This window comes from Acidocella facilis ATCC 35904 (genome assembly GCF_000687875.1).
GTDB lineage: Bacteria > Pseudomonadota > Alphaproteobacteria > Acetobacterales > Acetobacteraceae > Acidocella > Acidocella facilis.
Map to the genome: position 1 here is coordinate 35,428 of NZ_JHYG01000013.1, position 26,452 is coordinate 61,879.

General features: G+C 65.7%; 24 protein-coding genes and 1 tRNA gene. 14 read left to right on the plus strand and 11 right to left on the minus strand.

All coding sequences use genetic code 11. The annotated features are described in order from the left end of the window. Positions 1 to 11: 11 nt before the first annotated feature. Positions 12 to 1,016 carry a DUF6976 family protein gene (locus T331_RS0114150; RefSeq protein ID WP_026440497.1) on the plus strand — a complete coding sequence of 335 codons (1,005 nt, stop codon included), beginning with the start codon at positions 12 to 14 and terminating at the stop codon, positions 1,014 to 1,016. 55 nt (positions 1,017 to 1,071) lie between these two features. Next, a complete protein-coding gene (trhO, locus tag T331_RS0114155) occupies positions 1,072 to 2,073 on the plus strand; it encodes an oxygen-dependent tRNA uridine(34) hydroxylase TrhO (protein ID WP_026440498.1) in 1,002 nt (333 codons plus the stop codon). Positions 2,074 to 2,184: 111 nt separating this feature from the next. Here the strand turns inward: trhO and T331_RS20310 are convergent, their stop codons facing one another. Continuing rightward, positions 2,185 to 3,210: a hypothetical protein gene (locus T331_RS20310; protein WP_155992727.1), complete on the minus strand. Its 1,026-nt coding sequence runs from the start codon at positions 3,208 to 3,210 to the stop codon at positions 2,185 to 2,187. 269 nt (positions 3,211 to 3,479) lie between these two features. On the opposite strand from T331_RS20310, the gene panS reads away from it, so the two are divergent. Next, positions 3,480 to 4,418: a ketopantoate/pantoate/pantothenate transporter PanS gene (gene panS / locus T331_RS0114165; protein WP_026440499.1), complete on the plus strand. Its 939-nt coding sequence runs from the start codon at positions 3,480 to 3,482 to the stop codon at positions 4,416 to 4,418. Between the two features lie 38 nt (positions 4,419 to 4,456). Here the strand turns inward: panS and T331_RS0114170 are convergent, their stop codons facing one another. Together T331_RS0114170 and T331_RS0114175 are read right to left on the minus strand one after the other, a co-directional pair. Continuing rightward, positions 4,457 to 6,421 (minus strand): OPT family oligopeptide transporter, encoded by a 1,965-nt coding sequence (locus tag T331_RS0114170; protein ID WP_026440500.1) that lies wholly within the window; start codon positions 6,419 to 6,421, stop codon positions 4,457 to 4,459. A 109-nt stretch (positions 6,422 to 6,530) separates the two neighbouring features. Continuing rightward, entirely contained in the window at positions 6,531 to 7,457 is a 927-nt protein-coding gene (locus T331_RS0114175; RefSeq protein ID WP_026440501.1) for an aldose 1-epimerase, read from the minus strand. A gap of 196 nt (positions 7,458 to 7,653) precedes the next feature. On the opposite strand from T331_RS0114175, the gene T331_RS0114180 reads away from it, so the two are divergent. From T331_RS0114180 to T331_RS0114230, 10 genes are all read left to right on the plus strand, one after another. Beyond that, positions 7,654 to 8,577: a dihydrodipicolinate synthase family protein gene (locus T331_RS0114180; protein WP_026440502.1), complete on the plus strand. Its 924-nt coding sequence runs from the start codon at positions 7,654 to 7,656 to the stop codon at positions 8,575 to 8,577. Between the two features lie 345 nt (positions 8,578 to 8,922). Next, a complete protein-coding gene (locus T331_RS0114185) occupies positions 8,923 to 9,711 on the plus strand; it encodes a transporter substrate-binding domain-containing protein (RefSeq protein ID WP_026440503.1) in 789 nt (262 codons plus the stop codon). Positions 9,712 to 9,720: 9 nt separating this feature from the next. Next, positions 9,721 to 10,392: an amino acid ABC transporter permease gene (locus tag T331_RS0114190; RefSeq protein ID WP_026440504.1), complete on the plus strand. Its 672-nt coding sequence runs from the start codon at positions 9,721 to 9,723 to the stop codon at positions 10,390 to 10,392. After that, positions 10,392 to 11,048: an amino acid ABC transporter permease gene (locus T331_RS0114195; protein WP_456049070.1), complete on the plus strand. Its 657-nt coding sequence runs from the start codon at positions 10,392 to 10,394 to the stop codon at positions 11,046 to 11,048. The genes T331_RS0114190 and T331_RS0114195 overlap by 1 nt, the downstream gene beginning before the upstream one ends. Continuing rightward, the gene (locus T331_RS0114200; RefSeq protein ID WP_008492140.1) at positions 11,026 to 11,760 is read left to right on the plus strand and encodes an amino acid ABC transporter ATP-binding protein; all 735 of its coding nucleotides are present in this window, start codon (positions 11,026 to 11,028) and stop codon (positions 11,758 to 11,760) included. The genes T331_RS0114195 and T331_RS0114200 overlap by 23 nt, the downstream gene beginning before the upstream one ends. A gap of 432 nt (positions 11,761 to 12,192) precedes the next feature. After that, on the plus strand, positions 12,193 to 13,002 hold the full coding sequence (locus T331_RS0114210) for a transporter substrate-binding domain-containing protein (protein WP_035180250.1): 810 nt from the start codon (positions 12,193 to 12,195) through the stop codon (positions 13,000 to 13,002). A 10-nt stretch (positions 13,003 to 13,012) separates the two neighbouring features. Next, positions 13,013 to 13,768: an amino acid ABC transporter permease gene (locus T331_RS0114215; RefSeq protein ID WP_008492142.1), complete on the plus strand. Its 756-nt coding sequence runs from the start codon at positions 13,013 to 13,015 to the stop codon at positions 13,766 to 13,768. Further along, positions 13,765 to 14,619, plus strand: coding sequence for an amino acid ABC transporter permease (locus T331_RS0114220; RefSeq protein ID WP_026440507.1), 855 nt, complete (start codon positions 13,765 to 13,767; stop codon positions 14,617 to 14,619). Before T331_RS0114215 ends, T331_RS0114220 begins: the two co-directional genes overlap by 4 nt. 3 nt (positions 14,620 to 14,622) lie before the next feature. Further along, positions 14,623 to 15,357, plus strand: coding sequence for an amino acid ABC transporter ATP-binding protein (locus T331_RS0114225; protein ID WP_008492144.1), 735 nt, complete (start codon positions 14,623 to 14,625; stop codon positions 15,355 to 15,357). A 132-nt stretch (positions 15,358 to 15,489) separates the two neighbouring features. Further along, a complete protein-coding gene (locus T331_RS0114230; RefSeq protein WP_026440508.1) occupies positions 15,490 to 16,032 on the plus strand; it encodes a phosphate-starvation-inducible PsiE family protein in 543 nt (180 codons plus the stop codon). A 134-nt stretch (positions 16,033 to 16,166) separates the two neighbouring features. Here the strand turns inward: T331_RS0114230 and T331_RS0114235 are convergent, their stop codons facing one another. Together T331_RS0114235 and T331_RS0114240 are read right to left on the minus strand one after the other, a co-directional pair. Continuing rightward, complete coding sequence (locus tag T331_RS0114235; RefSeq protein WP_026440509.1) at positions 16,167 to 16,853, minus strand: fumarylacetoacetate hydrolase family protein; 687 nt, start codon at positions 16,851 to 16,853, stop codon at positions 16,167 to 16,169. Between the two features lie 56 nt (positions 16,854 to 16,909). After that, on the minus strand, positions 16,910 to 17,875 hold the full coding sequence (locus T331_RS0114240; RefSeq protein WP_026440510.1) for a 2-hydroxyacid dehydrogenase: 966 nt from the start codon (positions 17,873 to 17,875) through the stop codon (positions 16,910 to 16,912). Between the two features lie 371 nt (positions 17,876 to 18,246). Between T331_RS0114240 and T331_RS18470 the strand changes: the two genes are divergently transcribed. Then, the gene (locus T331_RS18470; RefSeq protein WP_035180251.1) at positions 18,247 to 18,543 is read left to right on the plus strand and encodes a PilZ domain-containing protein; all 297 of its coding nucleotides are present in this window, start codon (positions 18,247 to 18,249) and stop codon (positions 18,541 to 18,543) included. Positions 18,544 to 18,552: 9 nt separating this feature from the next. Here the strand turns inward: T331_RS18470 and T331_RS0114250 are convergent. The 6 genes from T331_RS0114250 to T331_RS0114275 all read right to left on the minus strand — a co-directional run. Beyond that, positions 18,553 to 18,627 (minus strand) — tRNA-Thr (locus T331_RS0114250). A 48-nt stretch (positions 18,628 to 18,675) separates the two neighbouring features. Beyond that, positions 18,676 to 19,953, minus strand: coding sequence for an NAD(P)/FAD-dependent oxidoreductase (locus tag T331_RS0114255; protein WP_026440511.1), 1,278 nt, complete (start codon positions 19,951 to 19,953; stop codon positions 18,676 to 18,678). Then, positions 19,946 to 20,350, minus strand: coding sequence for a hypothetical protein (locus T331_RS0114260; RefSeq protein ID WP_026440512.1), 405 nt, complete (start codon positions 20,348 to 20,350; stop codon positions 19,946 to 19,948). Before T331_RS0114260 ends, T331_RS0114255 begins: the two co-directional genes overlap by 8 nt. Positions 20,351 to 20,466: 116 nt before the next feature. After that, positions 20,467 to 23,247: a [protein-PII] uridylyltransferase gene (locus tag T331_RS18475; protein ID WP_051622397.1), complete on the minus strand. Its 2,781-nt coding sequence runs from the start codon at positions 23,245 to 23,247 to the stop codon at positions 20,467 to 20,469. A gap of 51 nt (positions 23,248 to 23,298) precedes the next feature. Then, complete coding sequence (gene mutS, locus T331_RS0114270; RefSeq protein WP_035180254.1) at positions 23,299 to 25,920, minus strand: DNA mismatch repair protein MutS; 2,622 nt, start codon at positions 25,918 to 25,920, stop codon at positions 23,299 to 23,301. Between the two features lie 331 nt (positions 25,921 to 26,251). Next, a partial coding sequence (locus T331_RS0114275) for an IS5/IS1182 family transposase (protein WP_026440514.1) occupies positions 26,252 to 26,452 on the minus strand: 201 nt, incomplete at its 5' end.

Sequence of the window (26,452 nt, forward strand, 5' to 3'; positions counted from 1 at the left end):
GAATCAAGCCGATGTTGAATCAATTCATCTCAACCGCGCAGGCGGGCCGGCTGATCGAAAGCGGCGCCGTCCTGTTCGTGGCCGGCAGCGGCCAGGCGCTGGCCAGCCTGCCCAAGGGCCGTTGGATCGGCGGGTCGACCCCGTATTTCATGACCCCCGATGGCGGCATGGTGGATCACGAGCATGTCTTCTGCACGGTGGTGGAGGGCGCGCAGGATATGCGCATCGCCGTGGTGCGCGAGGATGATCTGCAGGCGATTGTCAGGGACCGGCTGCCATCCGGCTTTTCCTATGTGCTGATCCCGGCCTTCACCGGCGTGCATAAACGCTTCGCGCTGGAGGCGCCGGGGCTGCCGAAGCTCTATGAGCAGCCGCTGGTCGGCTGGGTGACAGGGGTGGAGCTGACCGAGCTGGGCAAGGTCCGTCCCTCGGTCGTCGATGGCGGCACCGGTCAAATCCATGAGGATGCCGGGCTGGTCATGCATGTCGGGCTGAGCCAGAATGTCTTCGCCGAGGCGGATATCGTCAATCTGTTCACGCAAGGCTCTGGCCCGGACATCGTGTTTCCCGAAACCGGCTTTTCCGCTTCGCAGTGCGAGGTGGATGGCAAGCGCGTGGATTTCGCCAGCTGGCTGCGCGAGCAGGAGGTCGATACCAGCCTGCCGCTGGTCTCCTCCTATGCCGGGGCGATGATCAATGTCTCCTTCCAGGCGCTGTTGCCCGATCAGGTGGAGTTCTATGCGCCGGTGGTGGCGGGGCGGGTCTACCGGCTGGCCGCGCCGGTCGGGGATTATGCCGAGGCTTATGGCAGCTATTGCACCGGCCTGCATGCGCAGGGCGCCGGCAAGGCGCTCTCCTTCAACTGCATCCTGAATTATCAATATGCGGCGTTGCAGGGGCGCACCACGGGCGGCTTCATCGGCCCGGTGACGTTCGGGGAGATCGCCTATATCCTGCTCAACCAGACTCTGGTGCGGCTGGATCTGAGTTCGGCGCAACTCGGCGCCGCCGCCTGAGACGATGACCGGCCGCCCTCATGACGGGGGCGGCCTGACGTGCTAGGGGCGGCGGATGGCAGATCTGGTTCAGCCCCACCCCGTCCCGCCCGCCGGTACTGACCTGCCTGTCAGCGTCGCGGCCTTGTATAAATTCGCGCCGTTCGAGGATTGCGCGTCCATCCGCGATGAAGTGCTGGCGCGCTGCCTGGCGCTGGGTATCAAAGGCACGCTTATCCTCGCGCCGGAGGGGATCAACGGCACCATCGCCGGTGAGGATGCGGCGCTGGCCCAGGCCGTGGCCGCGTTGCAGGCCTTGCCGGGCTGCGCGGAGATGGAAGTGAAGTTTGCGCGCGCCGCCACCATGCCCTTTCACCGGATGAAGGTGCGGATCAAGCGTGAAATCGTCACCATGGGCGAGAAGGGGATCGATCCGCGCGCCAGCGTCGGCCGCTATGTCGCGCCGGCGGACTGGAACGCGCTGATTTCCGAGCCGGATGTCATCCTGATCGACACCCGCAATGATTACGAGGTCGAGATCGGCAGCTTCAAAGGCGCGATCAATCCGCGCACCCGCAGCTTCAGCGATTTCCCCGCCTGGTTCCGGGCGCAGCGCGACCGGCTGCTGGGCGAGGGGCGGACGCCGAAAGTGGCGATGTTCTGCACCGGCGGTATACGCTGCGAGAAATCCACCGCGTTTCTGAAGCAGGAAGGCGTGGAGGCGGTTTTTCATCTGCAGGGCGGGATTCTGAAATATCTGGAAGAGGTGCACGCGCAGGATAGTCTGTGGGAAGGCGAATGTTTCGTGTTCGACCAGCGCGTGGCGGTCGGCCATGGGCTGGCGCCGGGGCGCTTTGGCCTCTGCCATGCCTGCCGCCGCCCGGTGAGCGCGGCGGACCAGGCCTCGCCGCTGTTCGAATCAGGGGTGAGCTGCCCGCATTGCCATGCCGAACGCAGTGACGCCCAGCGCGCCCGCTATCGTGAGCGGCACCATCAGGAAGCTCTGGCGCAGGCGCGTGGCGCGGCGCATGTCGGCGCCAGTCAGGCGCCTCAGGCCGCCCGTTTCACCCCGGAATAGACCCGGAACACAGCGCCCGCGCCATTGACGCCCTGGGCGTGATTAGCGTGCGCGACGGCCAACGCCCAGGCTCCAGGGCCCCAGGCGGCGTGGCGGGGCTGGTCGTCCGGTTCAGGGCGTGGCGGCGTTGCTGCTGGCCGCGCCGGTGCTGGGGGCGCTGCTGGTGGGGGCGCTGGAGCTGGAACTGCCCGTGCCGGTGCTGGCAGCCGGCACGGTGGCGCTTGTGCTTGGTGTCGCCGTGCTGCTGGCCGGGGCGGGCTGGGTCGGGCTCGTCGCATCGGGCAGCGCCGAGCTTGAGGTTGTCACCGCACCATTATTGCTGGGCTGAGGGACGGGCTTAGGGGAGCTGGCGCTGCCCGTTGCCGCCGCGCCACCTGCCGCCATGTTCGCCGCTGTCGCGCTTGCGGGCGTGGCGCTGGCCGGGGTGGCGCTGGTCGGGGTGGCGCTGGCCGGGGTGGTGCCGGTGGAGGAAGTACCGGCGGGTGTCGGGGTGGTGGTACTGGCCGTGCCGGTGGCCTGCGCCGGGCTGGCTGCCGTTGCTGGCACGGGTGCTGGCGTGGCTGCTGGCGTGGGCGCTGCCGGGAGCGCGGGTAGCGGCGTGGCGGTGATGGCGGCGGGTTTCGGCGGGGTGGCGGCGGGTTTTGCCGGGGCGGGGCTGGGCACCGGCACGGTATAATCCGGCACGATGCGCGCCTGCTTGCTGCCATTGATCACCAGCACGTGCTGCCCGATGGCCAGCGCCGTCTTGCTGGTCTGGGTAACCGACACCAGGGCGTTATTGGTCTCCTGGACGATATATTCCCAGCCTTTGGTGGCCTGCACCGCCTGCTGCGCCGCGGCGCCGCCAACCCCGCCGACCAGCGCGCCGCCGATGGCGCCCAGCGCGTTCAGCCCGGCCGAGTTGCTGAATTGCGTTCCCGCGACCCCGCCGGCGGCGGCACCTGCGGTGGCCCCCACCGTGCCGTCGGGCGAAATCACCACCTGCCGCACCCCGATGATCACCCCGCGCTGCACCTGCGCCTCCTGCTGGGCGGCGGCGGCGGCATAGGTATTGGGGGAGTAGCTCTGATGGCACCCGGCGAGGGGCAACAGGATGAGGCCGGGCAGAAGACGGGACTTCGATATCAGACGGCGCAAGGCTGAGATCCATGGTTTGAGGGGGCTTGAGGGCGGAGCGCCCGCCAATTTAGCCGCTGCGGCGTGGCCTGTCACGCGGGCCGGGCGGCGGCGCCGCGCCCCTGCCGGCGCTCGTCCCGCCCGCCACATCAACGCGCCGTCATGACAGAAATGGTCAGCAGACGCGCCTTTTTCCTATTTTCCGTTCAAGCTGATCCAGCTAAGCGACATTTTCTGTCTTGTGTCATTTTGTAAACCCTGCCTTGGCGGGGTCTTGGTTGGAGAGTCCGATGCGTGCCGTCACCCGCCTGTTTCCGCTTTGGGCGATCCTGATCGCCGCCGCCGCGTTCCTGGCGCCTTCCTCCTTCACCCCGATCCTGCCTTGGGTGACGCTGCTGCTCGGGCTGATTATGTTCGCCATGGGCGTGACGCTGACCCCGGCGGATTTCCGCCGCGTGGCGCAGAAGCCCGGGCCGGTGCTGGCCGGGCTCGGGCTGCATTACCTCATCATGCCGCTGGCCGCCTTCATCATCGCCAAGCTGCTCGGGCTGCCGCCGCAGCTCGCCATCGGCATGATCCTGGTCGGCTCGGTCGCCAGCGGTACCTCCTCCACCGTGATGGTCTATCTCGCCGGCGGTGATGTCGCGCTTTCGGTGACGATCAGCGCCGTCTCCACCCTGGTCGGCGTCGTCGCCACGCCGCTGCTGGTGCAGCTTTACGCCACCCATGGCATCCAGGTGAATGTGATGGGGCTGCTGATCAGCATCGTGAAAATCGTGCTGGTGCCGGTGGCGCTGGGTGTGGCCGTCAACGTGCTGGCGCATCGGCTGGTGCGGCGGGTGGAGCCGGTGCTGCCGCTGTTTTCCATGGTTGCCATCCTGCTGATCATCGCCGCCGTGGTGGCGGGCACCGCGCATGCCATCGCCGCGGTCGGGCCGATCGTGCTGCTGGCGGTGGTGCTGCATAACGGCACCGGCTATCTCGGCGGCTATTGGGGCGGGCGGCTGCTGGGCTTCGATGAGAGCGTCTGCCGCACCTTGGCCTTCGAGGTGGGGATGCAGAATTCCGGCCTCGCGGCGACATTGGGCAAGCTCTATTTCACCCCGCTGGCGGCGCTGCCCGGGGCGATCTTCTCGGTCTGGCACAATATCTCCGGCTCGCTGCTGGCCGGCTATTGGAGTGCCAGGCGGGCGCGCCAGGAGAGGCTGGCGCCAGCGCCGCAGGCCTGAAACCGCAAAAGCCCGGGCAGTGCCCGGGCTTTTTATGCTCACGCCTGGCGCAGCACCCAGCGATAGAGCCAGAACAGCGCGCCGGCGAAAACGATCCCACCCAGCCAGAGTGCCGGCGTCGCAAACCCGGCCCCCACCAGCGCCACCGGCGCCTGATTGCCGCTGAACGCCACCAGCCCGGCAAACAGCACCGCCAGCAGGCTCTCGCCCACGATCAGCCCCGAGGCCAGCAGCACGCCGAGCTGGCGCGCCATCTGCGGATTGCGGCTCTTGCCGGCTTTGCGGTCGAACACCGCCCCGGCGATGGCGCCCAGAATGATCATCAGCGTCGTCGAGACCGGCAGATAGATGCCAAGCCCCACCGCCAGCGGCGGCAGGCGCGGGCCTTTCGCCACCGCCCCCAGCAGCTCGTCCAGAATGATGATGGCGACGCCGATGCCCGCCCCCAGCGCGATCAGCCCCCAGGGCAGCGAGCCGGTGATGACGCCCTTGGCCAAGGCCGAGATCAGCCCGGCCTGCGGGGCCGCCAGAGCCGTCGCCGGATTGGCCCCCGGCGCGCCGAGGAAGCCGTAAGTATGCTGCAGCAGGTTCAGCACCGGCGGGATCACCACCGCCCCGGCCAGCACGCCGATCACCAGCGCCCATTGCTGCAAGGCCGGGGTGGCGTCCACCAGCTGGCCGGTTTTCAGATCCTGCAGATTATCGTTGGAGATGGTGGCCACCGCGAAGACGATGGTGGTGATGAACAAGGCGAACCCGACCAGCGCCTGCGCCGCCCCCGGCGGCAGCAAGGGCTTCACCCCGACCACCAGCAGCAGCGCCGCCATCAGCACCACTAGAATCCCAACCCCCGAGAGCGGGCTGTTGGAGGAGCCGATCAGCCCGGCCATATAGCCGCACACCGCCGCGACGACGAGGCTGAGCACCAGCACGAACACCACCCCGCCCAGCACCAGCGGCAATGTAGCCGCCCCCAGCCCGCTGGCGATGGCGAAATGCCAGAGCAGATAGGCGATCGGCAGCAGGCAGAGCAGCGCGATCAGCCCGACCATGGCGATCGGCATGTCATGTTCGCTGCGCGGCAGCTCCTGCAGCCTGCCTTCGCGCCTGGCCCGGCCGGCGCGCATCGCCCCGCCCAGGCCCCGGGCCAGCGGCCCGGCCAGCTTGGCCAGCGACCAGATCGCCGCCACCGCGATCGCCCCGGCGCCGACGAAGCGGACATAATGGCTCCAGCCCGCCGAGGCGGCGGCGGCAGCGCTGCCGGGGATCGCATGCAGCGCGGTGAAATGCGGCACGCCCCAGAGCCAGCCGATCGCCGCCCCCAGCGCCATCGCCAGCCCCACCCACAGCCCGACCAGATGGCCGATGGCGAACAGCGCGAAAGAGAGATCGAACTCGAATCCGGTCGCGTCCTCGTTTTTCCCGCCAAAGCGCCCATAGCCGGCAATGCTGGCGGCGAAAATCTGCGTCTGCACGATGAAATAAAACACCGCCGAGACGATGCCGCCCCAGACCACGGTGCGCAGCCCGGCCCCGCCGGCCTCCGGCGCGCCTTGCGTGCCGACTTTCAGCACCTCCGCGCAGGCCACCCCTTCCGGGTAGGGAAGATCAGAGTCCGTCACCAGCGCCCGGCGCAGCGGGATCGTGTACATCACCCCCAGAATCCCGCCGGCGGCACAGATCAGGCTGGTCTGCCAGAACGGAAACCCGCTCCAATAACCGACGATCACCAGCCCCGGCAGCACGAAAATGATCGAGGACAGCGTGCCGGCGGCGGAGGCCACCGTCTGCACGATATTGTTTTCCTGGATGCTGGCGCCGCCCACGGCGCGCAAAATCGCCATCGAGATCACCGCCGCCGGGATCGAAGAGGAAAAGGTCAGCCCGGCTTTCAACCCGAAATAGACATTGGCGGCGGTGAACACGAAGGTGATCAGGATGCCGATGAGAACACCGCGCAGCGTGAGTTCGGCGCGGCGGGCAGGGGGCGGGCTTATGGTCATGCGATCATCCAAGGTGCGTTGAAAAAGGGAAGGCGCGCTGGCCTGTCTCTTGCCTGGAAGCCCCCTGGCCGGCTGTCAAGCCGCGCGCGCCGCGCCAGGGGAGGGGCGCTTACAGCGCCTCGTGGATCAGCCTGATCCACCCGCTGACCGCCTCGTCGGGTTCGAGGATTTTCAGCCCATGGGCTTGCGGCCCGTCGGGCTGGTTGATCGCGTTATTGAGATGCGAGACCGGCTCGAAGGCGAAAAAATCCTTCCCCGGCGGGGTGAAGAACACCGCATGGCCGAACAAGGGCGAGGCCTCGATCCGGATCCTGTAGCCCTGTTCTGGATAATCCAGCCAGGCCTGGCCCGCCCAGCCCTCGAAGCAATTATCGAAATTGACTGAATCGAGGTCGCCCAGCCCGGCTTCCAGCCGGCTGCGCCAGGCATCCGTCCTTAAGGCGGGCAGCGCCTCCTGGTCGCTCTCCCACATCGCGGCCGCCGCGAAGCGCACCCTCACCCCTGGCAGGCGCGGGAAATAAAGATGATGCCCCATCCCGGCCGGCATGGCCCGGCGGTCCTGGTTGCGGATGCTGATCTCGATCTCGAACCCGTCATCTTGCGCCCGGTAAAGCTGGGTGGCCCCATAGGCAAAGGGGAAGGCGAGCAAATCCGGCCGGTTCGGTGAGGAGGCAAGGCGCAGCAAGGCCTCGGCCGGGCTGGCGCGGTCAATCTCCCACGGGGCGAGAAGCGCGTTGCCATGCATCGCATGGCGCGTCTCCCGCGTGTCCCGGGGCAGGGTGTAGCTCTGGCCCTCAAAGCTGAATTGCCCATGGGCGATGCGGTTGGAAAACGGGATCAGCGGGTAGGAGGCCAGCTGGCGCACGCTCACCGTGCCGTCCGGCCCGGGCTGCACCGTCCGCATCAGGCTGGTGCCGCCATGGTGCCAGCCGATGATGGCGCCGCCCTGGCCTGGCGAGAGTGCCAGCGCGGTCGGGCCTTGCCGCAGATGTAAAGAGTCAGGCTGGTCGTGCTCTGCAGCGTCCGAACGGGTCATTGGCGATCCTCCTTTGCCGGTTACAGCGCAGCATGCAGGAGGCGGCAAGGCCGCGCTTGACAAAAAGTTGTCAATTAAGTTTATAATATATGTAAATCGACCGGTCCGGACCGTGGCGGCGCTGCTTTGGCCGCTTCCGGACATCACGCTGATTTCAAACGAAGATCATGATTTGGTAAGGGATAAGGATCGCAAGATGAGCTTCACCGCTGAAGAGTTTCGTGCCCGGCTCACGGGCATTTCGGGCATTCTCGTGACACCGTTCAACCGGCAGGACCAGATTGACCCGGCACCGCTTGCCGCGATCGCGGAGCGGGCGGCGGCGGCGGGCGTGCATATCCTCACCGCCAACGGCAATACCGGCGAATTCTACGGCCTGACCACCGCCGAGGCGGAGCGTGCGGTGCATGCGGCGGCGGAGGCGGTGGCCGGGCGGGTGCCGCTGCTGGCCGGCATCGGCCGCTCGATCCATGACGCGCTGGCCCTCACCAAAGCCTCCCGCGCCGCCGGCGCTTCGGCGCTGATGGTGCACCAGCCGCCCGACCCGTTCGTCGCCCCGCGCGGCGTCGTCGAATATGTGAAGCGCATCGCCGAGGCCGGGCAGGGGCTGCCGGTGGTGATCTATCTGCGCAATGACGGCATCGGCCTGGACGCCATCGCGGATCTTTGCGCCATCCCCAACGTGGTCGGGGTGAAATGGGCGACCCCGGCGCCGCTGCGCCTGGCCGAGGCGATCCGCCGTGCCGATCCTTCCATCGTCTGGGTCGGCGGGCTGGCCGAAACCTGGGCGCCGGCCTTCTACGCGGTGGGGGCGCGCGGCTTCACCTCCGGCCTCATCAATGTCTGGCCGGCGCATTCGGTCGCGATTCACGCCGCCCTGGAAGCCGGGGACTACGCCAAGGCCCGCGCGATGATCGCCACCATGGAACCATTCGAGGCGCTGCGGGCCGAGGAAGGCAACGGCACCAATGTCTCGGTGGTGAAGGCGGCGCTGGCGCTGATGGGGCAGGATTGCGGCGCGGTGCGCCCGCCGGGCGCCTGGCCGCTGACCCCGCGCCAGCAGGAGGATCTGGCCCGCAACCTCGCCGCCTGGGGGCTGACCAAGGCCCACGCGGCCTGAGCCCCGCGCCGCTCCCGCCCGCGCCGGCCAAGCTGGCGCCGGGCGGGCGGATGAAGGCTGAACGCCCAAACTGTTTCACGCCGCTTTTGCGCAAAAAGCGGCGAAAACCGTAAGGGGAACGGACACCCCCCCACCCCCCCCCCCCGCGCCAATTGGCGCTTTTATGGGCGGGTTTGGCGAAAAACCCAGCGTCTGCGACGCTGATTGTTCAACAATCCCCGTCATTTCCAAGTCGGCCCCGGCATTTGCGGTGCCAAGCCTGTCGCCCCCCATCGTGGCATCGCTCTTGCATTGGTCCCTGCTGTTGCGCCCCGGCGCGGTATTGAACGCAGGAACGATATATAGATGACCACCAGACGGCATTTCACCACGATCATGGCGGCGGGCGTCGCCTCTCTCACCCTCGCCGGCCGCGCCCTGGCCGATACGCTGGACGACATCACCAAATCTGGCGTCCTGCGCGTTGCGGTGCCGCAGGATCTGCCGCCTTGGGGCTTTGTCGGGCCGGATATGAACCTGCAGGGCTATGATATCGACATGGCCAAGCTGATCGCCGCGAAAATCGGCGTGAAGCTGCAGATGACCCCCGTCACCTCGGAAAACCGCATTCCCTATCTGCAGACCGGCAAGGTCGATCTGATCATCTCCAGCCTCGGCAAGAATCCCGCCCGCGCCAAGGTGATCGATTTCTCCGACAAATACGCCCCCTTTTTCAGCGGCGTCTTCGGTCCGGCGACGATCGATGTCAAAACCGCCGCCGATCTCGCCGGCAAGAGCATCGCCGTCACCCGTGGCAATATCGAGGATATCGCGCTGAGCAAGCTCGCCCCGCCGAGTGCGCAGATCATGCGCTATGGCGATAACCAATCCACCATCTCCGCCTTCATCTCCGGCCAAACCCAGCTGATCTGCACCGACAGCTCGACCACCGCGACGATCATGGCGCAGAACCCGCCGCGCGCGCCGCTGCTGAAATTCATCCTGCAAAGCTCGCCCTGCTATGTCGGGGTCAACAAGAACCAGCCGGCGCTGCTGGCGAAGGTGAACGCCATCATCGCCGCGGCCAAGGCCGATGGCACCTTGAACAAATATTGCGAGACCTGGCTGAAGCAACCGCTGCCCGCCGATTTCTGACCCCGCGCAATGACGTATCAGTTCGATTTTGGCGCCATCATCGGCTACTGGCCGATGATGCTCCACGGCATCGCCATCACCGCGGAGCTGACATTGTTCGGCACCGCGCTGGGCATCGCGGTCGCGGTGCTGGGCGGCTGGGCGCGCACCAGCGGCAAGCTCTGGCTCAATCTGCCGGTCACGGTCTATGTCGAGCTGATCCGCAACACGCCCTTCATCGTGCAGCTGTTTTTCATCTTCTTCGGGCTGCCGGCGCTGGGCCTGCGCCTGGATGCGGTGGATGCCTCGATTCTCGCCATGGTCGTCAATCTCGGCGCTTACGGCACCGAGATCGTCCGTGCCGGGCTGATGGCGACGCCACGCGGGCAGGTCGAGGCCGGGGCCAGCCTTGGTCTCTCCAAGCCGCAGATTTTCTGGTATATCGTGCTCGCCCCGTCCCTGGCGCGGATCTGGCCGGCCCTGGCCAGCCAGGTGGTGATCGTGATGCTGGGCTCCTCGGTCTGCTCGCAGATCAGCGTGCAGGAGCTCACCTACGTCGCCTCCTATATCCAGTCCCGCAGCTTCCGGGCGTTTGAAGCCTATTTCGTCGTTACCGCGCTGTATCTCGTGCTGGCCCTGGCGCTGCGCCAGGCGCTGCTGGCGGCGGGGCGGCATCTCTTCAAAGGCGTGCAGGCGCGATGATGGGCTTTACCACCTGGGATATTCTGCGCGGCCTGCTGCTGGCGACGCGCTGGACGCTGGCCCTCTCCGCCGGCGCCTTTGTCGGCGGGGTGCTGGCCGGGCTCATCGTGCTGGTGCTGCGGGTGCAGCCCCATCGCCGCCTGGCCTGGGTGGCGCGGATCTATATCGAAATCTTCCAGAGCACGCCGCTGCTGATGCAGCTCTTCCTGGCCTTCTTCACCCCGGCTCTGTTCGGCATCGATGTGCCGGCCTGGGCCGCGGCCTGGGTCGCGCTCTCGCTCTGGACCGGCGCCTTCCTCGCCGAAATCTGGCGCGGCAGCGTCGAGGCCGTGCCCGCCGGCCAGTGGGAGGCGGGGGGGAGCCTCGGCATGTCCTATCTTGAGCAGTTGCGCCATATCATCCTGCCGCAGGCGCTGCGCATCGCCGCCGCCCCCAGCCTTGGCTTCATGGTGCAGGTGATCAAGGGCACGGCGCTGACCTCGATCATCGGCTTTGTCGAACTGGAAAAGGCCGGCACCGCCATCACCAACGCCACCTTCCATCCGTTCACGGTCTATGGGCTGGTGGCGCTCATTTATTTCTGCCTCTGCTATCCCGTCGCGCTGTGCAGAGGCTGGCTCGAACGGAGGCTCAATGCCGCTCATCTCGCTCACTGACATCCATAAAAGCTACGGCCAGAATGAGGTGCTGAAAGGCATCACGCTGGATATCGAGCCGGGCGAGGTGATCGCGCTCATCGGCAAGAGCGGCTCGGGCAAATCCACGCTGCTGCGCTGCATCAACGGGCTGGAGACCTACCAGCAAGGCAGCATCCGGGTCGCCGGCACCAGCGTCTTGGAGAGTGCGGGGCAGTTGCGGCTGCTGCGCCAGAAGGTCGGCATGATCTTCCAGCAATTCAATCTGTTCCCGCATCTCAGCGTCGGGCGCAATGTGATGCTGGCGCCGATGGTGGTGAAGAAAACCGGCAAGGCCGAGGCCGAGGCGCTGGCGAAGGAGATGCTCACCCGCGTCGGGCTCGGGCAGAAATTCGATGCCTATCCCGGCCAGCTCTCCGGCGGCCAGCAGCAGCGCGTCGCCATCGCCCGCGCCTTAGCGATGCAGCCGCTGGCGCTGCTCTGCGACGAAATCACCTCCGCCCTCGACCCGGAGCTGGTGAACGAGGTGCTGGCGGTGGTGCGTGACCTGGCCGCGCAGGGCATGACGCTGGTGATGGTAACACATGAGATGCGCTTCGCGCGTGAGGTCTGCCACCGCCTGGTGTTCATGCATCAGGGCCGCATCCATGAAAGCGGCCCGCCGGAGCAGGTCTTCACCGCGCCGCAAACGCCGGAGTTGCGGCAGTTCATCGGCCAGCGCGACGCGGCGTAAAGGAGCAAAAGTTTTTGGGGGCGGAGGCGCCCAAGGTTCCATCGCTGAGCAGCAGCGATGGAATGGCGCTGGAGGGGTGGGGACTTTTTTCAAAAACTCCCCACAAATGTTTGGGGTGGTGGCAACAATGTGCCAACGCCCCAAACGTTTTCGCAGCCCTTTTTGAAAAAAGGGCTGCACCCCAAAAATTTTTGCTCATTCAGCAGGCGGTTTCTTCTCTGCCGCCGCAGCGCCGCACAAAAATCTTTTTGCCCTGCAACTGCCCAGAATGGCGGTGCGATTGCAGGCGCTGTGCCGCGATAATGGGCAGCTTCAGCCCGGGGAGAGGGGAGCGCGCCGAATAAGGGCTTTGCGTCGCGCGCAAATCTCGTTACCCTCCAACATGTTCTGGCGCCCGGCTGGCCTGGCTTCAATAAACAAATGGGGGTTTTCATGAAATTCAAAGCATTTTTGCTCAGCGGTCTGGTCGCCGGGTTTGGCGCCGCCTATGCCGCCGCGCCGGCGCACGCGGATGAGTTGCAGGACATCAAGTCCAAGGGCGTGCTGGTTGTCGGCGTCAAGGCCGATTACCCGCCCTTCGGCTATCTGAGCCCGTCCGGCCAGAATATCGGCATCGAGCCGGACATGGCGGCCGATATCGCCAAGCGCCTGGGCGTGAAGGTGCGCTATGTCAACGTCGTCGCCGCCAACCGCATCCAGTTCCTGCAGCAGGGCAAGATCGATCTGCTGATCGCGACGATGAACGACACGCCCGAGCGCGCCAAGATCGTCGACATCATCCACCCGGATTACTACGCTTCCGGTTACAATCTGATGGTCGCCAAGACCGTGCCGCTGCATAGCTGGTCGCAGGTCAAGGGCGTGCCGGTCTGCGCCATTCAGGGCTCCTTCTATAACAAGGAAGTGGCCGAGAAATACGGCGCCGAGCTGGTCGCCTTTACCGGCGTGGCCGAGGCGCTGACCGCTCTGCATCAGGGCCGCTGCGACGCGTTCCTGTATGATGACACCGCCATTGAAGGCAAGCTGCAGGACCCGAACTGGAGCGGCTATGACATGCCGTTGCCCTCGCAGGATGCGCAGCCCTGGGGCATGGCGATCAAGCAGGGCGAGCCGGCCTTCGAGAAATTCCTCTCCCAGACCGTGAGCGACTGGAACAAGACCGGCTATGTGCTGCAGCTGGAAACCAAGTACCATATCCAGCATTCCAAGTTCGCCGAGGATGCCCACAAGGCCGCCAAGTAAGCGCTAGACTTTGAACGCCCTCGCCCCCATTGCCGACTGGTTCAGGCATCTCAACGCCACCACCGGCATCAATTTTACCGTCTTCTACGACCCGTTCGACGCCACGCGCTTCGTGCACGGTCTATGGGTGACGATTGAATTATCGGTGGTCACCATCATCGCCTCGGTGCTGGTGGGGGTCATCGGCGCCTGGGGGCAGGGGGTGAAATCCGCCTGGGTGCGGGGTGTGACGTGGAGCTATGTCGAGCTCTTTCGTAACACCCCGCCTCTGGTGCAGATCTACTTCTTTTTCTTTGGTCTCTCGGCGGTGCTGCCGCATACCCATAACGGGTTCGGCATGGCGCAGCCTTTGATCGGCGGCTTCGCCTGGGCCAGCATCTCGCTCGCCCTCTATGCCGGCTCCTTCAATGTCGAGATCTTCCGCTCCGGCATCGAGGCGATCCCGCATTCCATGCTCGAAGCGGCCGAGGCGCTGGGCTATACCCGCCGGCAGACCTATCTGAACGTGATCCTGCCGCTGGGCCTGCGCATCTGCCTGCCGGCGCTGACCAATAATCTGGTCAATCTGATCAAGACCACCACGCTCGCCTACGCCATCGCGGTGCCCGAGCTGCTCTATGTCTCCAACCAGATCTGGTCGGACGCGGAAAATGTGCCGGAAATGATGATCCTGCTCTTCATCATCTACATCATCCTGGTCGGCATTCTGGTGGCGCTGATGCATTGGTGGGAACGGTCCTTGCGCCGTCCGGGGTTGGGCACATGAGCGATCTTCCGGTTTTCCCGAAACTGCCCGCGGCGCTGCGCCCGCGCGCGCGCGCTGGCTTGAGCTTCGCGCTGCCGCGCCTGACCATCTGGCACGGCTTCGGTCTCACCGCCCTGTTGCTGATCTGCGCCAGCGTCGCCCAGGCCGCCAATCCGGCGCCGCTGCAAAAGAGCATCTTCGCCACCTTGGTGCAGTGGACGCCGCTGCTGCTGCGCGGCTTCCTGCTGAATATCGAAATCAGCTTCCTGTCGATGGCGATGGGCACCATTCTCGGCATCGCGCTCGGCCTCGGGCTGGTGGCGCAGACCAAGCCGTTGCGCCAGACCAGCTGGGCGCTCACCCAGTTCTTCCGCAACGCCCCCTGGCTGGCGCTGCTGTTTTTCATGATCTATCTGCTGCCCTACCATATGCGCATCGGCGGGCTGCATATCTCCTTGCCGGACTGGCTGAAGGCGGTGGTCGGGCTCGGCCTGCCGGTGATGGCCAATGTCGCTGAGATCGTGCGCGGCGGTGTGCGCTCCATCCATCCCGGCCAGTGGGAAGCCTCCGAATCCCTCGGCTTCACCCGCAACCAGCAGCTTTTCTCGATCATCCTGCCGCAGGCCTTCAAGCGCATGCTGCCGCCCTGGATGAATCTCTACGCCATCCTCACCACCAACACGACGCTGGCTTCCATCGTCGGGGTGAATGATGTCGTCACCCGCGCCGGCCAGGTGCTGGCGGCGGCGGGGAATAATCCTGGGCTGCTGGCGCCGGTCTATGCCTACGTGCTGCTGCTCTTCTTCATCTACACTTACCCGGTCGCGATCGCGACACGGCGCCTGGAGCGCCGCACCAAGGTACGGATCTGACCCATGGCCGACGCTCTTCTCACCATCGAAAACCTGCATAAGCGCTTCGGCGATGTCGAAGTCATCAAAGGCGTGTCCCTGCAGGTGCCCAAGGGCGATGTCGCCTGCATCATCGGCCCGTCCGGCTCCGGTAAATCCACGCTGATCCGCTGCGTCAACGCGCTGGTGCCCTTCGAGCAGGGCAGCGTGAAGGTGCTGGGCATTGAGGTCAACGACCCGAAGCTGGATAAGCTGAAATTGCGCCGGCATGTCGGCATGGTGTTCCAGCAATATAATCTCTTCCCGCACCGCACCGCCTTGCAGAACGTGATGATGGCACCGATGCAGGTTCTCAAGCGCCCGCGCGCCGAGGTGGAGGCGGAAGCCCATGCGCTGCTGAAGAAGGTGCGGCTGGAAAACAAGGCGCATGCCTATCCTGGAGAGCTTTCCGGCGGCCAGCAGCAGCGTGTCGCCATCGCCCGCTCGCTCGCCATGCGCCCGGATCTGATGCTGTTCGATGAGGTGACGGCGGCGCTTGATCCCGAGACGGTGGGTGAGGTGCTGATCACCATCCGCCAGCTCGCCGAGGAGGGCATGACCTGCGTGCTGGTGACCCATGAGATGAATTTCGCCCGCGAAGTCGCCAACGAGGTCTATTTCACCGATCGCGGCGTCATCGTCGAACACGCCCCCCCGGCGCAGTTCTTCGGCAACCCGCAGGATGAGCGCACCAAGACCTTCCTGTCCCAGGTGCTGTAACCGGCGCGCTGCCATTTCGTGACATCGCGCGCACCTTGTTGCCTGCGCGCTGGCCTGGCGCGTAAAACGGCGCCTGGGCACGAGCAGGAAAGGTGACGATGCGCGAATTTCGACCGACCAGGGGCGCGCCCTATGTCTGAGCCCCATCACCATAAAGGCGCCAACCCGTTCGCGCGCGAGTGGAGCCGGCTGCGGCAGGTGTTTCGCGAGGCGTCGCCTTATGAGAGCTTCGAGCATGTGATCATACTGGTGCTGACCGTGCTGATCATGGTGATCACGGCGGTGGCGACGGTTTCGCTGGTGCAGAATGTCTGGGGGCTTGTCTGGCAGGACCAGTTCAGCGCCAACAGCACTTCGGCCTTCCAGGATGTATTCGGCAATATCTTCACCGTGATCATCGCGCTGGAGTTCAAAAGCTCGCTGCGGCTGACCTTCGTGGAGCGCAAGGAGGTGGTGCGTGGGCGCACCATCATGCTGATCGCGCTGCTGGCGGTGGCGCGGAAATTCATCATTCTGGATCTGCAGGCGACCTCGCCGGCCGAATTGCTGGCCCTCTCCGCCGCCGCCTTATCGTTGGGGGCGGTTTACTGGCTGATTCGCGAGCAGGATGTGCGCATCTTCATGCGCCGTAGCCAGCCGCCGGGCGAGGCAACGACCCCGACGAAACTGGGATAAGGCGCAAAAGTTTTTGGGGGTGTGGGGACTTTTTTCAAAAAGTCCCCACAAACATTCGGGGGGCTGGCAACGTCGTCATCACCATCCAACCGTTTTTCGCCGCTTTTTTGTAAAAAAGCGGCACCAAAAAACTTTTAGATAATTTTTGTTTTCAGCGTGCCAACCCCGGCAATCTCGCCCTCGACCACATCGCCCTGCACGATGGCGCCCACCCCCTCCGGCGTGCCGGTAAAGATCAGATCCCCCGGCGCCAGCGCCACAAACTTGGACAAGGTGGCGACGATATCCGGCACCGGCCAGATCTGATCCGCCAGATCCCCGTCCTGGCGCACTTGGCCATTGACGCTGAGCGCGATCCGCCCCGCCGCTGGGTGGCCGATTTCGCTGGCCGGGACGATGCTGCCAATCGGCGCCGAGGCATCAAACCCCTTGCTCAGATCCCACGGCCGGCGCATGCCCTTGGCCTCGTCCTGCAAATCCCGCCGGGTCAGATCCACGCCGATGGAATAGCCGAACACATGGCCCAGCGCCTCCGCCGGCGCGATAGTCCGCCCGCCCTTGCCGATGGCCACCACCAGCTCGATCTCGTAATGCAGGTTTTTCGTCTCACTCGGATACGGGGTGTCCTTGCCCTCCGTCACCAGCGCATCGGCGGGTTTGGTGAAAAAGAAAGGCGGCTCGCGCGTCGGATCGTTGCCCATCTCGCGGGCATGGGCGGCATAGTTGCGGCCCACGCAGAAAATCCGGCGCACCGGAAAGGCGCGGCCATCGCTCACCGGTACGGTGACCGGCGCCGGCGGGGGGAAAACGAACTCGGCCATGCTTTTGGCTCCTGTTGGATGAGGGGCACGCGAGGCGCGGCATGCCCGTGCGCGTTTCAATCCTTGGCGGGCCAAGGGGTTTCCGGCACCGGGGTCAGCGGGCCTTCGCCCGCGAACCAGGAGCGGACATTATCGATCACCAGCTCGGCCATCAGCCGGCGGGTCATCTCGGTGGCGCTGCCAATATGCGGGGCGAGCACGATATGCGCCATCTCCCGCAGCGCCTGCGGCACATTCGGCTCACCTTCGAACACATCCAGCCCGGCGCTGAGAATGGTCCGGTTTCGTAGCGCTGCGATCAGCGCCTCCTGGTCCACCACCGAGCCCCGGGCGACATTGATCAGAATGCCGCGCGGCCCGAGCGCCTCCAGCACCTTCGCATTCACCGCATGATGGGTGGACGCCCCGCCCGGCATCACCAGGATCAACGTATCCACGGCCGCCGCCAACCCTTCCAGCGTGGGATGATACGCATAGGCGAGGCCCGGGCGCTGCGTGCGGGTGTGATAGGCGATCGGCCGGCCGAACCCCTCCAGCCGCTTGGCGATGGTCAGCCCGATCCGCCCCAGCCCGGCAATGCCGATCGAGCGGTCGCGCAGCGAGGCGCTGAGCGGAAACCGTGCACTTGCCCATTGCCCGCCGCGCACATAGGCATCCGCCTGCGGCAGCTGCCGGATGGTGGCCAGCAGCAGGGCCACGGCGAAATCCGCCACCTCGTCATTCAGCACATCCGGCGTATGGGTGACGATGACGCCCCGGGCAGCGGCGGCATGGGCATCCACCGAATCATAGCCAACCCCGTAATTCGAGATGAGCCGCAGCTTCGGCAAGGCTTCTATCAGCGCCGCGTCGGTCTTCTCACGCCCCCAGGTGACGATGGCCTCGATCTCCTTGCCATGCGCCGCCACCAGCTTGGCAAGCGACTCGTCATGGCTGCTGAACACCTCGAAATCGCGGGCCAGTGCCTCTTCCACCCGGCGCTCCATCCCGCCAATGCTCAAAATCTTGCTGCGCGCGCTCATTTTTATTCACCCCGTCCAGATCTGCTTGTGCCCAGACGCCTCACGCCCCGCGCCCGCTTCCACCATAGCCAGAGGAAAATCCAAGAAAACCCGTGCCTTGCTGGGCTCAGGCATGAGTTTTTCGGGGCCATCCCCGGCCCCCTCCGCGATTCCGAAAATTAGTTGGTATGCTCATGAGTTTTTCGCGCAGAGGCGTGCAGATTTTTGCGGTGCATTTTCACAAGAATGTGTTAATTATTTATCGACTCGCAACGATTCGCGCCTGGGTTGTGGCACAGCTAAAAGCGTCGCGTGGCGAGTAGGAGTTTCAGCTTCATTGAACGAAAGCCGAGGGGCAGGGCGGGTGCGCCGCTTCTCTGAGAGGGGAGATCATGTCGATTTTGGGCGAGTCTCAAAGCCGAACGGATACAACCGAACGCCGGCGCAGCGCCCGTCAGCCGGCCCTGAGCCGGGCCAAGCTGGTCTATGGCTTGACCAGCCAGGCGGTGGTGGATTGCATGGTGCGTGACCTCTCCGAAGGCGGGGCCAAGGTGGAAACCGCGGTGATGATGCCGGTGCCGGATTACCTGACCCTGCGCATCGATGGCCGTGCCCCGCGCCGGGTGCGCCGCTGCTGGGCGCGCGGTGTGGCGATCGGTCTGGAATATCTGAACGAGCCAGCGGAATAGCAAACAGGCTGGTGCCGGGTGAGGGATTTGAACCCCCGACCTTCGGTTTACAAAACCGCTGCACTACCACTGTGCTAACCCGGCCCGCAGCGCCAGCCTGTACTGGAATTCACAGGCGGCGGCAACCGGGCGTTACAGCCCCAGCATGTCCCGGAAGCGATACCACCAGGAGCCGGCGACCGTCAGCGGCACCCGCAGATGCCGGCCGCCGGGGAAGGGGAAATAGGGCAGTCCGGCGAAGACATCGAAGCGCTGCGATTCACCGCTGACCGCCTCCGCCAGCAAGCGCGCCAGCAGATGCGTCGTCGTCACCCCATGGCCGCTATCGCCGTGGGAGAAATACACATTCGGCGCCAGCCGGCCAATTTGCGGGAAGCGGGTGAGGGTGAGGGCGAAATTGCCGCTCCAGGCGAAATCCACCCGCGCATCCTTCAGAGTCGGGAAGGTTTTGTGCATCAGCGGCAGGATTTTCGCCCGCACGCTGGCCGGGTCCTGCCCGCCATAGACGATGCCGCCGCCATAGAGAATGCGGTTATCCGCGGTGCGGCGGAAATAATCGAGGATGTAGTTGCAATCCTCCACGCACATATCGGTGGGCAGCAATTCGGCGGCGGTCTCGCCCAACGGCTCGGTGGCCAGAACCTGGGTGGAGACCGGCATGATCCGCGTCTCCAGCGCCGGCAGCACGCCTTGCAGATAGGCATTGCCGCAGACCAGCACGGTCTTTGCCGTCACCTCGCCCTGCGCGGTCTTCACCCGCACCACATCGCCGAATGTCACCCCGGTCACGGGTGAGCCCTCATGGATCATCGCCCCCAGCGCTTCCGCCGCCGCCGCCTCGCCCTGCACCAGATTCAGCGGGTGCAGATGCCCGGCATGATGGTCGATCAGCCCGCCAACATAGCGCTGCGATTTCAGATGGGTCTGCAGCCCGGTCTGGTCGAGCAGCTCGAACCCGTCCTGATAGCCGAAACTCTCCCAGATTCTCACATGATGCGCGAGCCCGCGCAGCTGGGACTGGGTGAGGGCGGCGAAAATCCCGCCCGGCTTCAAATCGCAATCGATCTGGTAGCGCGCGACGCGCTCGCGGATAATGTCTCCGCCCTCGCGGGCCATGCCGGCGATCTTGCGGCCGGCGGCAACGCCGTAGCGCTGCGCGATCACGTCCAGATCCCGCGAATAGCCATTGACGATCTGCCCGCCATTGCGCCCGGAGGCGCCAAAGCCGATCCGCACCGCTTCCAGCAGCACCACGTGGCGGCCGCGCTGGGCCAGCTCCAGGGCAGCGTTCACCCCGGTGAAGCCGCCGCCGATGATGCAGATCTCGGCCGCGATGGCGCCCTCCAGCGGCGGGCGCGCATCCTGGCGGTTGGCGCTGGCGGCGTAATAGGAGGCGATGTGATCATTCATGTCTGTCTGGTCCCATCAACATAAGGGCGAAGATCGCGCCGAGCACGGTCATGGTGATGACCATCAGCCGGATGCGGTAGGCGGATGCACGGGCCTGGGCCAGGGCGTGCTGGCGCATATGGGTGGTGGCGGCGGCGATGCGGGCGGGCAGCGGGGCGCTGCCCTGGGTGGCGATGGCGGCGGTCTCCTCATCCACCGCCTGCGGCAATGAAGCCAGGGCGGCCTGCTGTGCCGCCGGTGTGGGGGCCGCCAGCACCGCATCCAAAGCCGCCTGCTGATGGATCACATCCACCAGCGGGGCGGGGATGGAGAAACTCGCGAAACTGCCGATCAGCCCCGGAAACAGGAAGCAGCACAGCATGAAGCCGATGCGGGAAGCGGAGACCTTGCGCGCCATTCCCCAGGAATCGGATTAAATTCGCTTTATGTCAAATGACAGCGCCGAGGCACCAGGAGCAAAAGTTTTTGAGGGTGTGGGAACTTTTTGCAAAAAGTTCCCACCTCTTCGCGCTCCTAGGCCGCTGCCGTCTGCGGCGACGGCGTTTTCCCGGCCGGGGGCGGCTCGTCCAGATTGGCTTTCAGCGCCTCCAGCAGCGCCTGGCGGAGCTGGTAGAGCTTGCGCTCATTCTCCACCTTCATACCGAACACATCCTTCACATAGAACACGTCCACCGCCCGCACGCCGTAGGTGGTGACATGGGCGGAGGCGATCTGCAGCCCCTGCTCGGAAATCGCGGCGGTGACATCGTGCAGCAGGCCCGGCCGGTCGCGCCCATTCACCTCGATCACGGTGTGCCGGTTGGAGGCGCGGTTATCCACCACCACGCGCGGCGGCACATGGATGGCGCGCATCCGCCCGGGGATCAGGCTCTTGGTCGCCTTGCGGATTTCCGCCGCCAGCTTGATCCTCCCGGTCAGCGCCTGCTCGATGACGCTGGAGAGGCGGGCCAGCCGGCTCGGCGTTTCGAACGGGCCGCCATTGGCGTCCTGGATCCAGAACGTGTCCAGCGCCATGCCGTCGGTCAGGGTATGGATGCGCGCATCGACGATCGAGGCGCCGGCAATCGCCAAGGCACCGGCGATGCGCGAGAACAGCCCGGCATGGTCGGCGGTATAGACCACGATCTCGGTCACCGCCCGGGCGGGCAGCGGCTCGGTCTGGATGGTCAGCGGGGCGTTGCGGGTCTTGGCGTCGCGGATCATCCGGCCATGGCGCTCGATGCTTTCCGGGTCGAAGCCCAGCCAGTAGCTGGGATAGCCCAGCGAGAGAAACTCCTCGCGCTCATCCGCCGGCCAATCCGCCAGCAGCGCGCCCACCACCTCTTTCACCCGCGCGATTCGGGTATCGCGCTCGGTGGTGGAGAGCCCGCCTTCCAGCACCTCGGCGACGCGGGCGTAAAGCTCGCGCAGCAAGGTGGCCTTCCAGCCATTCCAGACCTTCGGCGAGACGGCGCGGATGTCCGAGACGGTGAGGATTTGCAGCAGCCGCAGCCGCTCGGGCGACTGGATGGTGTCCGCCAGATCCAGGATGGTCTTGGGATCGTCGATATCGCGGGAGAAGGCGGTCTGGCTCAGCAGCAGATGGTGCAGCACCAGCCAGGAGACCATCTCGGTCTCTTCCTGGTCCAGCCCCAGAGCCGGGCAGATGGTCAGCGCCAGCTCGGCGCCGAGCACGGAATGGTCGCCGCCGCGGCCCTTGGCGATGTCATGCAGCAGCACCGCGACATAAAGCGCGCGGCGGGACTGGATCTGGCTGACCAGCTCGGTGGAGAGCGGCGCGATCTCCTTGAGCTTGCCGTTTTCCAGATTATTGAGGTTGCGCACCGCCTGCACGGTATGAACATCCACCGTATAGACATGGTAGGTGTCGAACTGCATCTGCCCGACAATGCGCCGCCAATCCGGCATGAAGCGGCCGAGGATACCGCTTTCATTGAGAATGGTCAGCCATTCGGCGGAGTCGCAGCTTTCGCGCTCTTCTTCCCCGCCGCAGAGCAGGTTGAGGAACAGCCCGGCGGCCTTCTTGTCGCCGCGCAGCTCCGCGCCGATGCCGGCATAGCGAATGAGGGTGCGCTTGGCGAGCGGATGCAGGGCCAGCCCACGGTCGCGCGCCTCGATCAGGATGCGGAAGATCGAGGTCGGGTCGGTGGCGGGGTCATGGCCGGGGGCGAACAGGATCTGCCCATCCGCCAGCACGAAGCCCTTGGCGATCAGCGAGGCATCGGTGGTCGGCGCAATGGCCGGCGCGCCCAGCGCGGCGCGGATGAGGGCCGGCTCCAGCACGCCGGTAACGCGCGCCACTTCCCGTACCACCAGGAAATAATGCCGCATGAAGCGCTCGACGCCATCCTGGCGGCCATGGCGGGTATAGCCCATGCGGGCGCCGACCACCGGCTGCAGGTCGAAGGTCAGGCGTTCCTCGGCGCGACCGGCGACGTAATGCAGGTGAAAGCGCACCGTCCAGAGATATTCCCAGGCCCGCTTGCAGGCCCGCGCCTCCGTGGTGGTGAGAATGCCGCCGCCAGGGCTCTCCTTGCCGACCAGCTCCGACATCGCGAAAGTGTTGAAAACATAGCGCGAGAGCCAGTAGAGCGTCTGCAGATCGCGCAGCCCGCCTTTGCCTTCCTTCACATTCGGCTCGACCATGAAGGGGGTGTCGCCGAAGCGTTTATGCCGGGCGGCGCGTTCGGCCTGCTTCTCGTTGATATAATCGCCCGGCCCCTCGGCCAGGCAATCGGCGCGAAAGGCGGTCTGGAAATCCGCGAACAGCGCGCGGTCCCCGGTCAGGCAGCGCGCATCCAGCATCGAGGTGCGGATGGTGACATCGGCCTTCGCCTCGGCCAGGCATTCGCTGACGGTGCGGGTGGCGTGGCCGACCTTCAGCCCCAGATCCCACAGCATATAAAGGATGAATTCCACCGCCTTGTTCACCGAGGCGGAGGGGGTGCCGCCGGTGAGGAAGAGCAGATCGATATCCGAGAACGGCGCCAGGGTGGCGCGGCCATAGCCGCCGGTGGCCGCCATCGCCAGCCGGTCCTTCGGGCCGGGGGGGAGCATCCGCAGCGTGTAGGCGAACAAGGCGCTGACCAGCTGATCCATCAGCTGCGCGTGCAGCCGCGAGGCCTGCAGCCCGTTCAGCCCCTCATTTTCAAAGCGCGTCTGCACATGGGTTTGGATGCGCGCGAGCTGGCGGCGCAGCGCGGCCAGGGCGTCGTCGCGCAGAGGCAGCGCCTCGGCCGCGAGCTGGGCGGCGAGGGCGGCGGCGACATCAGGCTGTTTCCTGGCTTCAGGCATGTCGAACAAGCTAGAACAAACCTCGGCTGGTTGGAATTCAGGAGACACGGGTCAGGCGGCATTTTCCGCGGAACGGTTGCGGATTTGCTGCACATCCTCGCGCAGGCGGTAGAGCAGGGTGAGCGCTTCTCGCGGGGAGAGGGCATCGGGGTCGATTGCGGTTAGTTTATCCAACAGCGCCTCGGACGCGGGGGGCTCTGCCGGAGCAGGGGCGGAGTCGGGCAGATTGGCGAATAAAGGTAAAGGCGCGGTTGCGTTGTGTTGGCGTTCGGCGGTCTTCAGCAAGGCATCCGCCCGGCGTAGCACGGGGTCTGGCACCCCGGCCAGCTTCGCCACATGCACACCCCAGCTCTTCTGCGCCGCACCTTCGACCACTTCGTGCATAAACACCACCTCGCCGCGAAACTCCTTCACCCGCATCGTATGCGCCGCCAGGCGCGGCAAGGCCTCCGCGAGTTGTACTAACTCATGGAAATGTGAAGCAAATATGGCGCGGCAGCGATTCTGGTTATGCAAGCTCTCCAAAACCGCCTGGGCGATGGCCAGGCCATCGCGGGTGCCCGTGCCCCGGCCGATCTCATCGACGATGACAAAGCTCTTCGGCCCGGCCTGATGCAGGATGGCGGCGGTCTCGGTCATTTCCACCATGAAGGTGGAGCGGCCGGAGGCGAGATCGTCCGAGGCGCCGACGCGCGAGAACAGCCGGTCGACGAGGCCGAGCTGCATCGCCTCCGCCGGCACCGGCAGACCGGCCTGGGCGAGGATCACCAGCAGCGCGTTCTGGCGCAGGAAGGTGGATTTACCCGCCATGTTCGGGCCGGTGAGCAGCATCAGACGCTGCGGGGCGAGGGTGCAGCCATTGGGGATGAAGCTGGTGCCCGGCGGCAAGGCGGCTTCCACCACCGGATGCCGCCCGGCGGTGATGCTGTAGGCTTCATCGTCGGAGAGGGCGGGGCGGCAGAAGCGCCCGGCCTCGTAAAGCTGGGCGGCACCTTGCAGCACATCGGCCAGAGCCAAAGCGGCGGCGCAGGCGGCGAGCGGCTCGGCCGCCGCCAGCACCTGTGTCACCAGCCAGTTGAACACCACCCGCTCGCGCGCCCCGGCCCGCGCGGCGGCCTCGGTGATGCGCCGGTCGAGGTCCGAAAGCTCGGGATGGGTGAAGCGCGCGCCATTGGCCATGCCCTGGCGCAGCTGCAATTCCGGATAGGCGCGCAAGCCTTCCACCGCCCCGGCGGGGGCTTCCAGCACATAGCCGAGCTGGGCGTGATGCTTGATTTTCAGCGACGCCACCTTGTAGCGCTGCGCCAGCTCGCTCTGGAATTCGGCGATGATCCGCCTGGTATCGTCGCGCAACGCCCGTTCGGCATCCAGCTCGCCATCGAAACCGGGCGCGATCGCGGCGCCCTCATCCAGCCGCAGCGGGGCGGGTTCGGCCAGGGCGGCGCGCAGCGTGGCCAGCAATTCCGGCGCGGGGTTGAGGGCGTGCGCTGCCTCATCCAGCAGCGCCACGCCGGCGGGCAGGAGCGGGCGCAGCGCTTCGGCGGCGGCGAGGCCGCCGCGTATGGCGGCGAGGTCGCGCGGGCTGGCCCGGCCCAGCGTGATCCGGCCCAGAGCGCGGGCCATGTCTGGGGTGCCGCGCAGGGCGGTGCGGATGGCCTCCGCCTGGCCCGAATCGGCGATCGCCAGCCAGCCGCGCTGGCGCTCCTGCAAGATATCCAGCCGGCAGAGCGGGGCGGTGAGCCAATGCGCCAGCAGCCGCGCCCCGGCCGGGCTGACGGTGCGCTTGATGGCGCCGAGCAGGCTGCCGGCCTCGCTGCCGCCGCGCGCACTGGCCAGCTCCAGGCTGGCGCGGGTGGCGGCATCCATCGCCAGCTGCCCGGCGCGCCCGGCGCTGACCGGGCGGGAGAGGCGCGGTGTGGCGCCCATCTGGGTCGCCTCGATATAGGCCAGGACGAAACTGGCGGCGAGCGCCTCGGCGCCGGAGAAATCCCCGAACGCATCAAGGCTGGCGGCGCCGAAGCGCTGGGCGAGGTCGCGCGCCGCGGCCTCGGCATTGGCGGGCAGATGCAGCGCCATGCGTCTGGTTTCCACCCGCCGCGCCGCATAGGCGCCGAGCGGAATTTCCTCGGCGGCCAGAATCTCCGCCGGGTCCAGCCGCCCGAGGATGGCGGCCAGCCCGTCTGGCCCGCTCTGCTCGGTCTCGAACTGGCCGGTGGAAATATCCGCCCAGGCCAGGCCAAAAACGCCCTCATGCGCGACGATGGCGGCGCAGAAATTCGCCCGCCCGGCCTCCAGCAGCGCCTCCTCGGTGAGGGTGCCGGGGGTGACGAGGCGCACCACCCCGCGCTTGAGCGGCCCCTTGGCGCCGCGCGCCTTGGCCGCGGCCGGGTCTTCCAGCTGTTCGACGATGGCGACGCGAAAGCCGCGCCGGATCAGCCGGGCCAGATAGGTCTCGGCCTGGCTCACCGGCACGCCGCACATGGCGATCGGCTCGTCTCGATAGGTGCCGCGCGCGGTCAGGGCGATGTCCAGCGCCGCGCTCGCCGCCTGGGCGTCGGCGAAGAACAGCTCGTAGAAATCCCCCATGCGGAAAAACAGCAGGGAGTCCTCGTGCTGCGCCTTGATGGCGAACCATTGCGCCATCGCCGGCGACGCACCCGTAGCTTCCTTCATGGACGCGCATTTAGCCATCCTGGCGGGCTCAGGCCAAGAGGCAACGGCGCGTAGCGGACCTTCGGCTTTAGAGGCTGTTTCAAAAGTCGCTATGGTGAGTCGCCAAGTGGTGATTTGCGAGCATCGGAGCGCAGCGTACTTAAGGTACGTGAACACCGGAGCGCAGCAAATCGCCGCTTGGTGGCCGCCAGAGTGGCTTTTCAAACAGTCTCTTAGAGCAATATGTGTTTAGATTGACGCGGCAGCGTCAAGATAAACGCATGAAATTGCTCGCCAATATCAAAACTAGAGCCTCAAGCTAAAAGCTTGAGGCTCTAGGTCGTGTCTGCATTCATCGTAGCCAAATCATGGCGCAAGCGAGATGTACGAAGCCCATGAAGGCTTTGATGGTTTTTTCGCATCTGAGGGCGATTCTGCGGAAGCGTTTGAGTTTATTGAAGAAGCACTCGACCTGATGGCGCTCCTTGTAGAGCCTCCAGTCGATTGGGGGGCTTATGGCGCGGCTGGGATTAGCCTTGATCTGAGCGGTTGC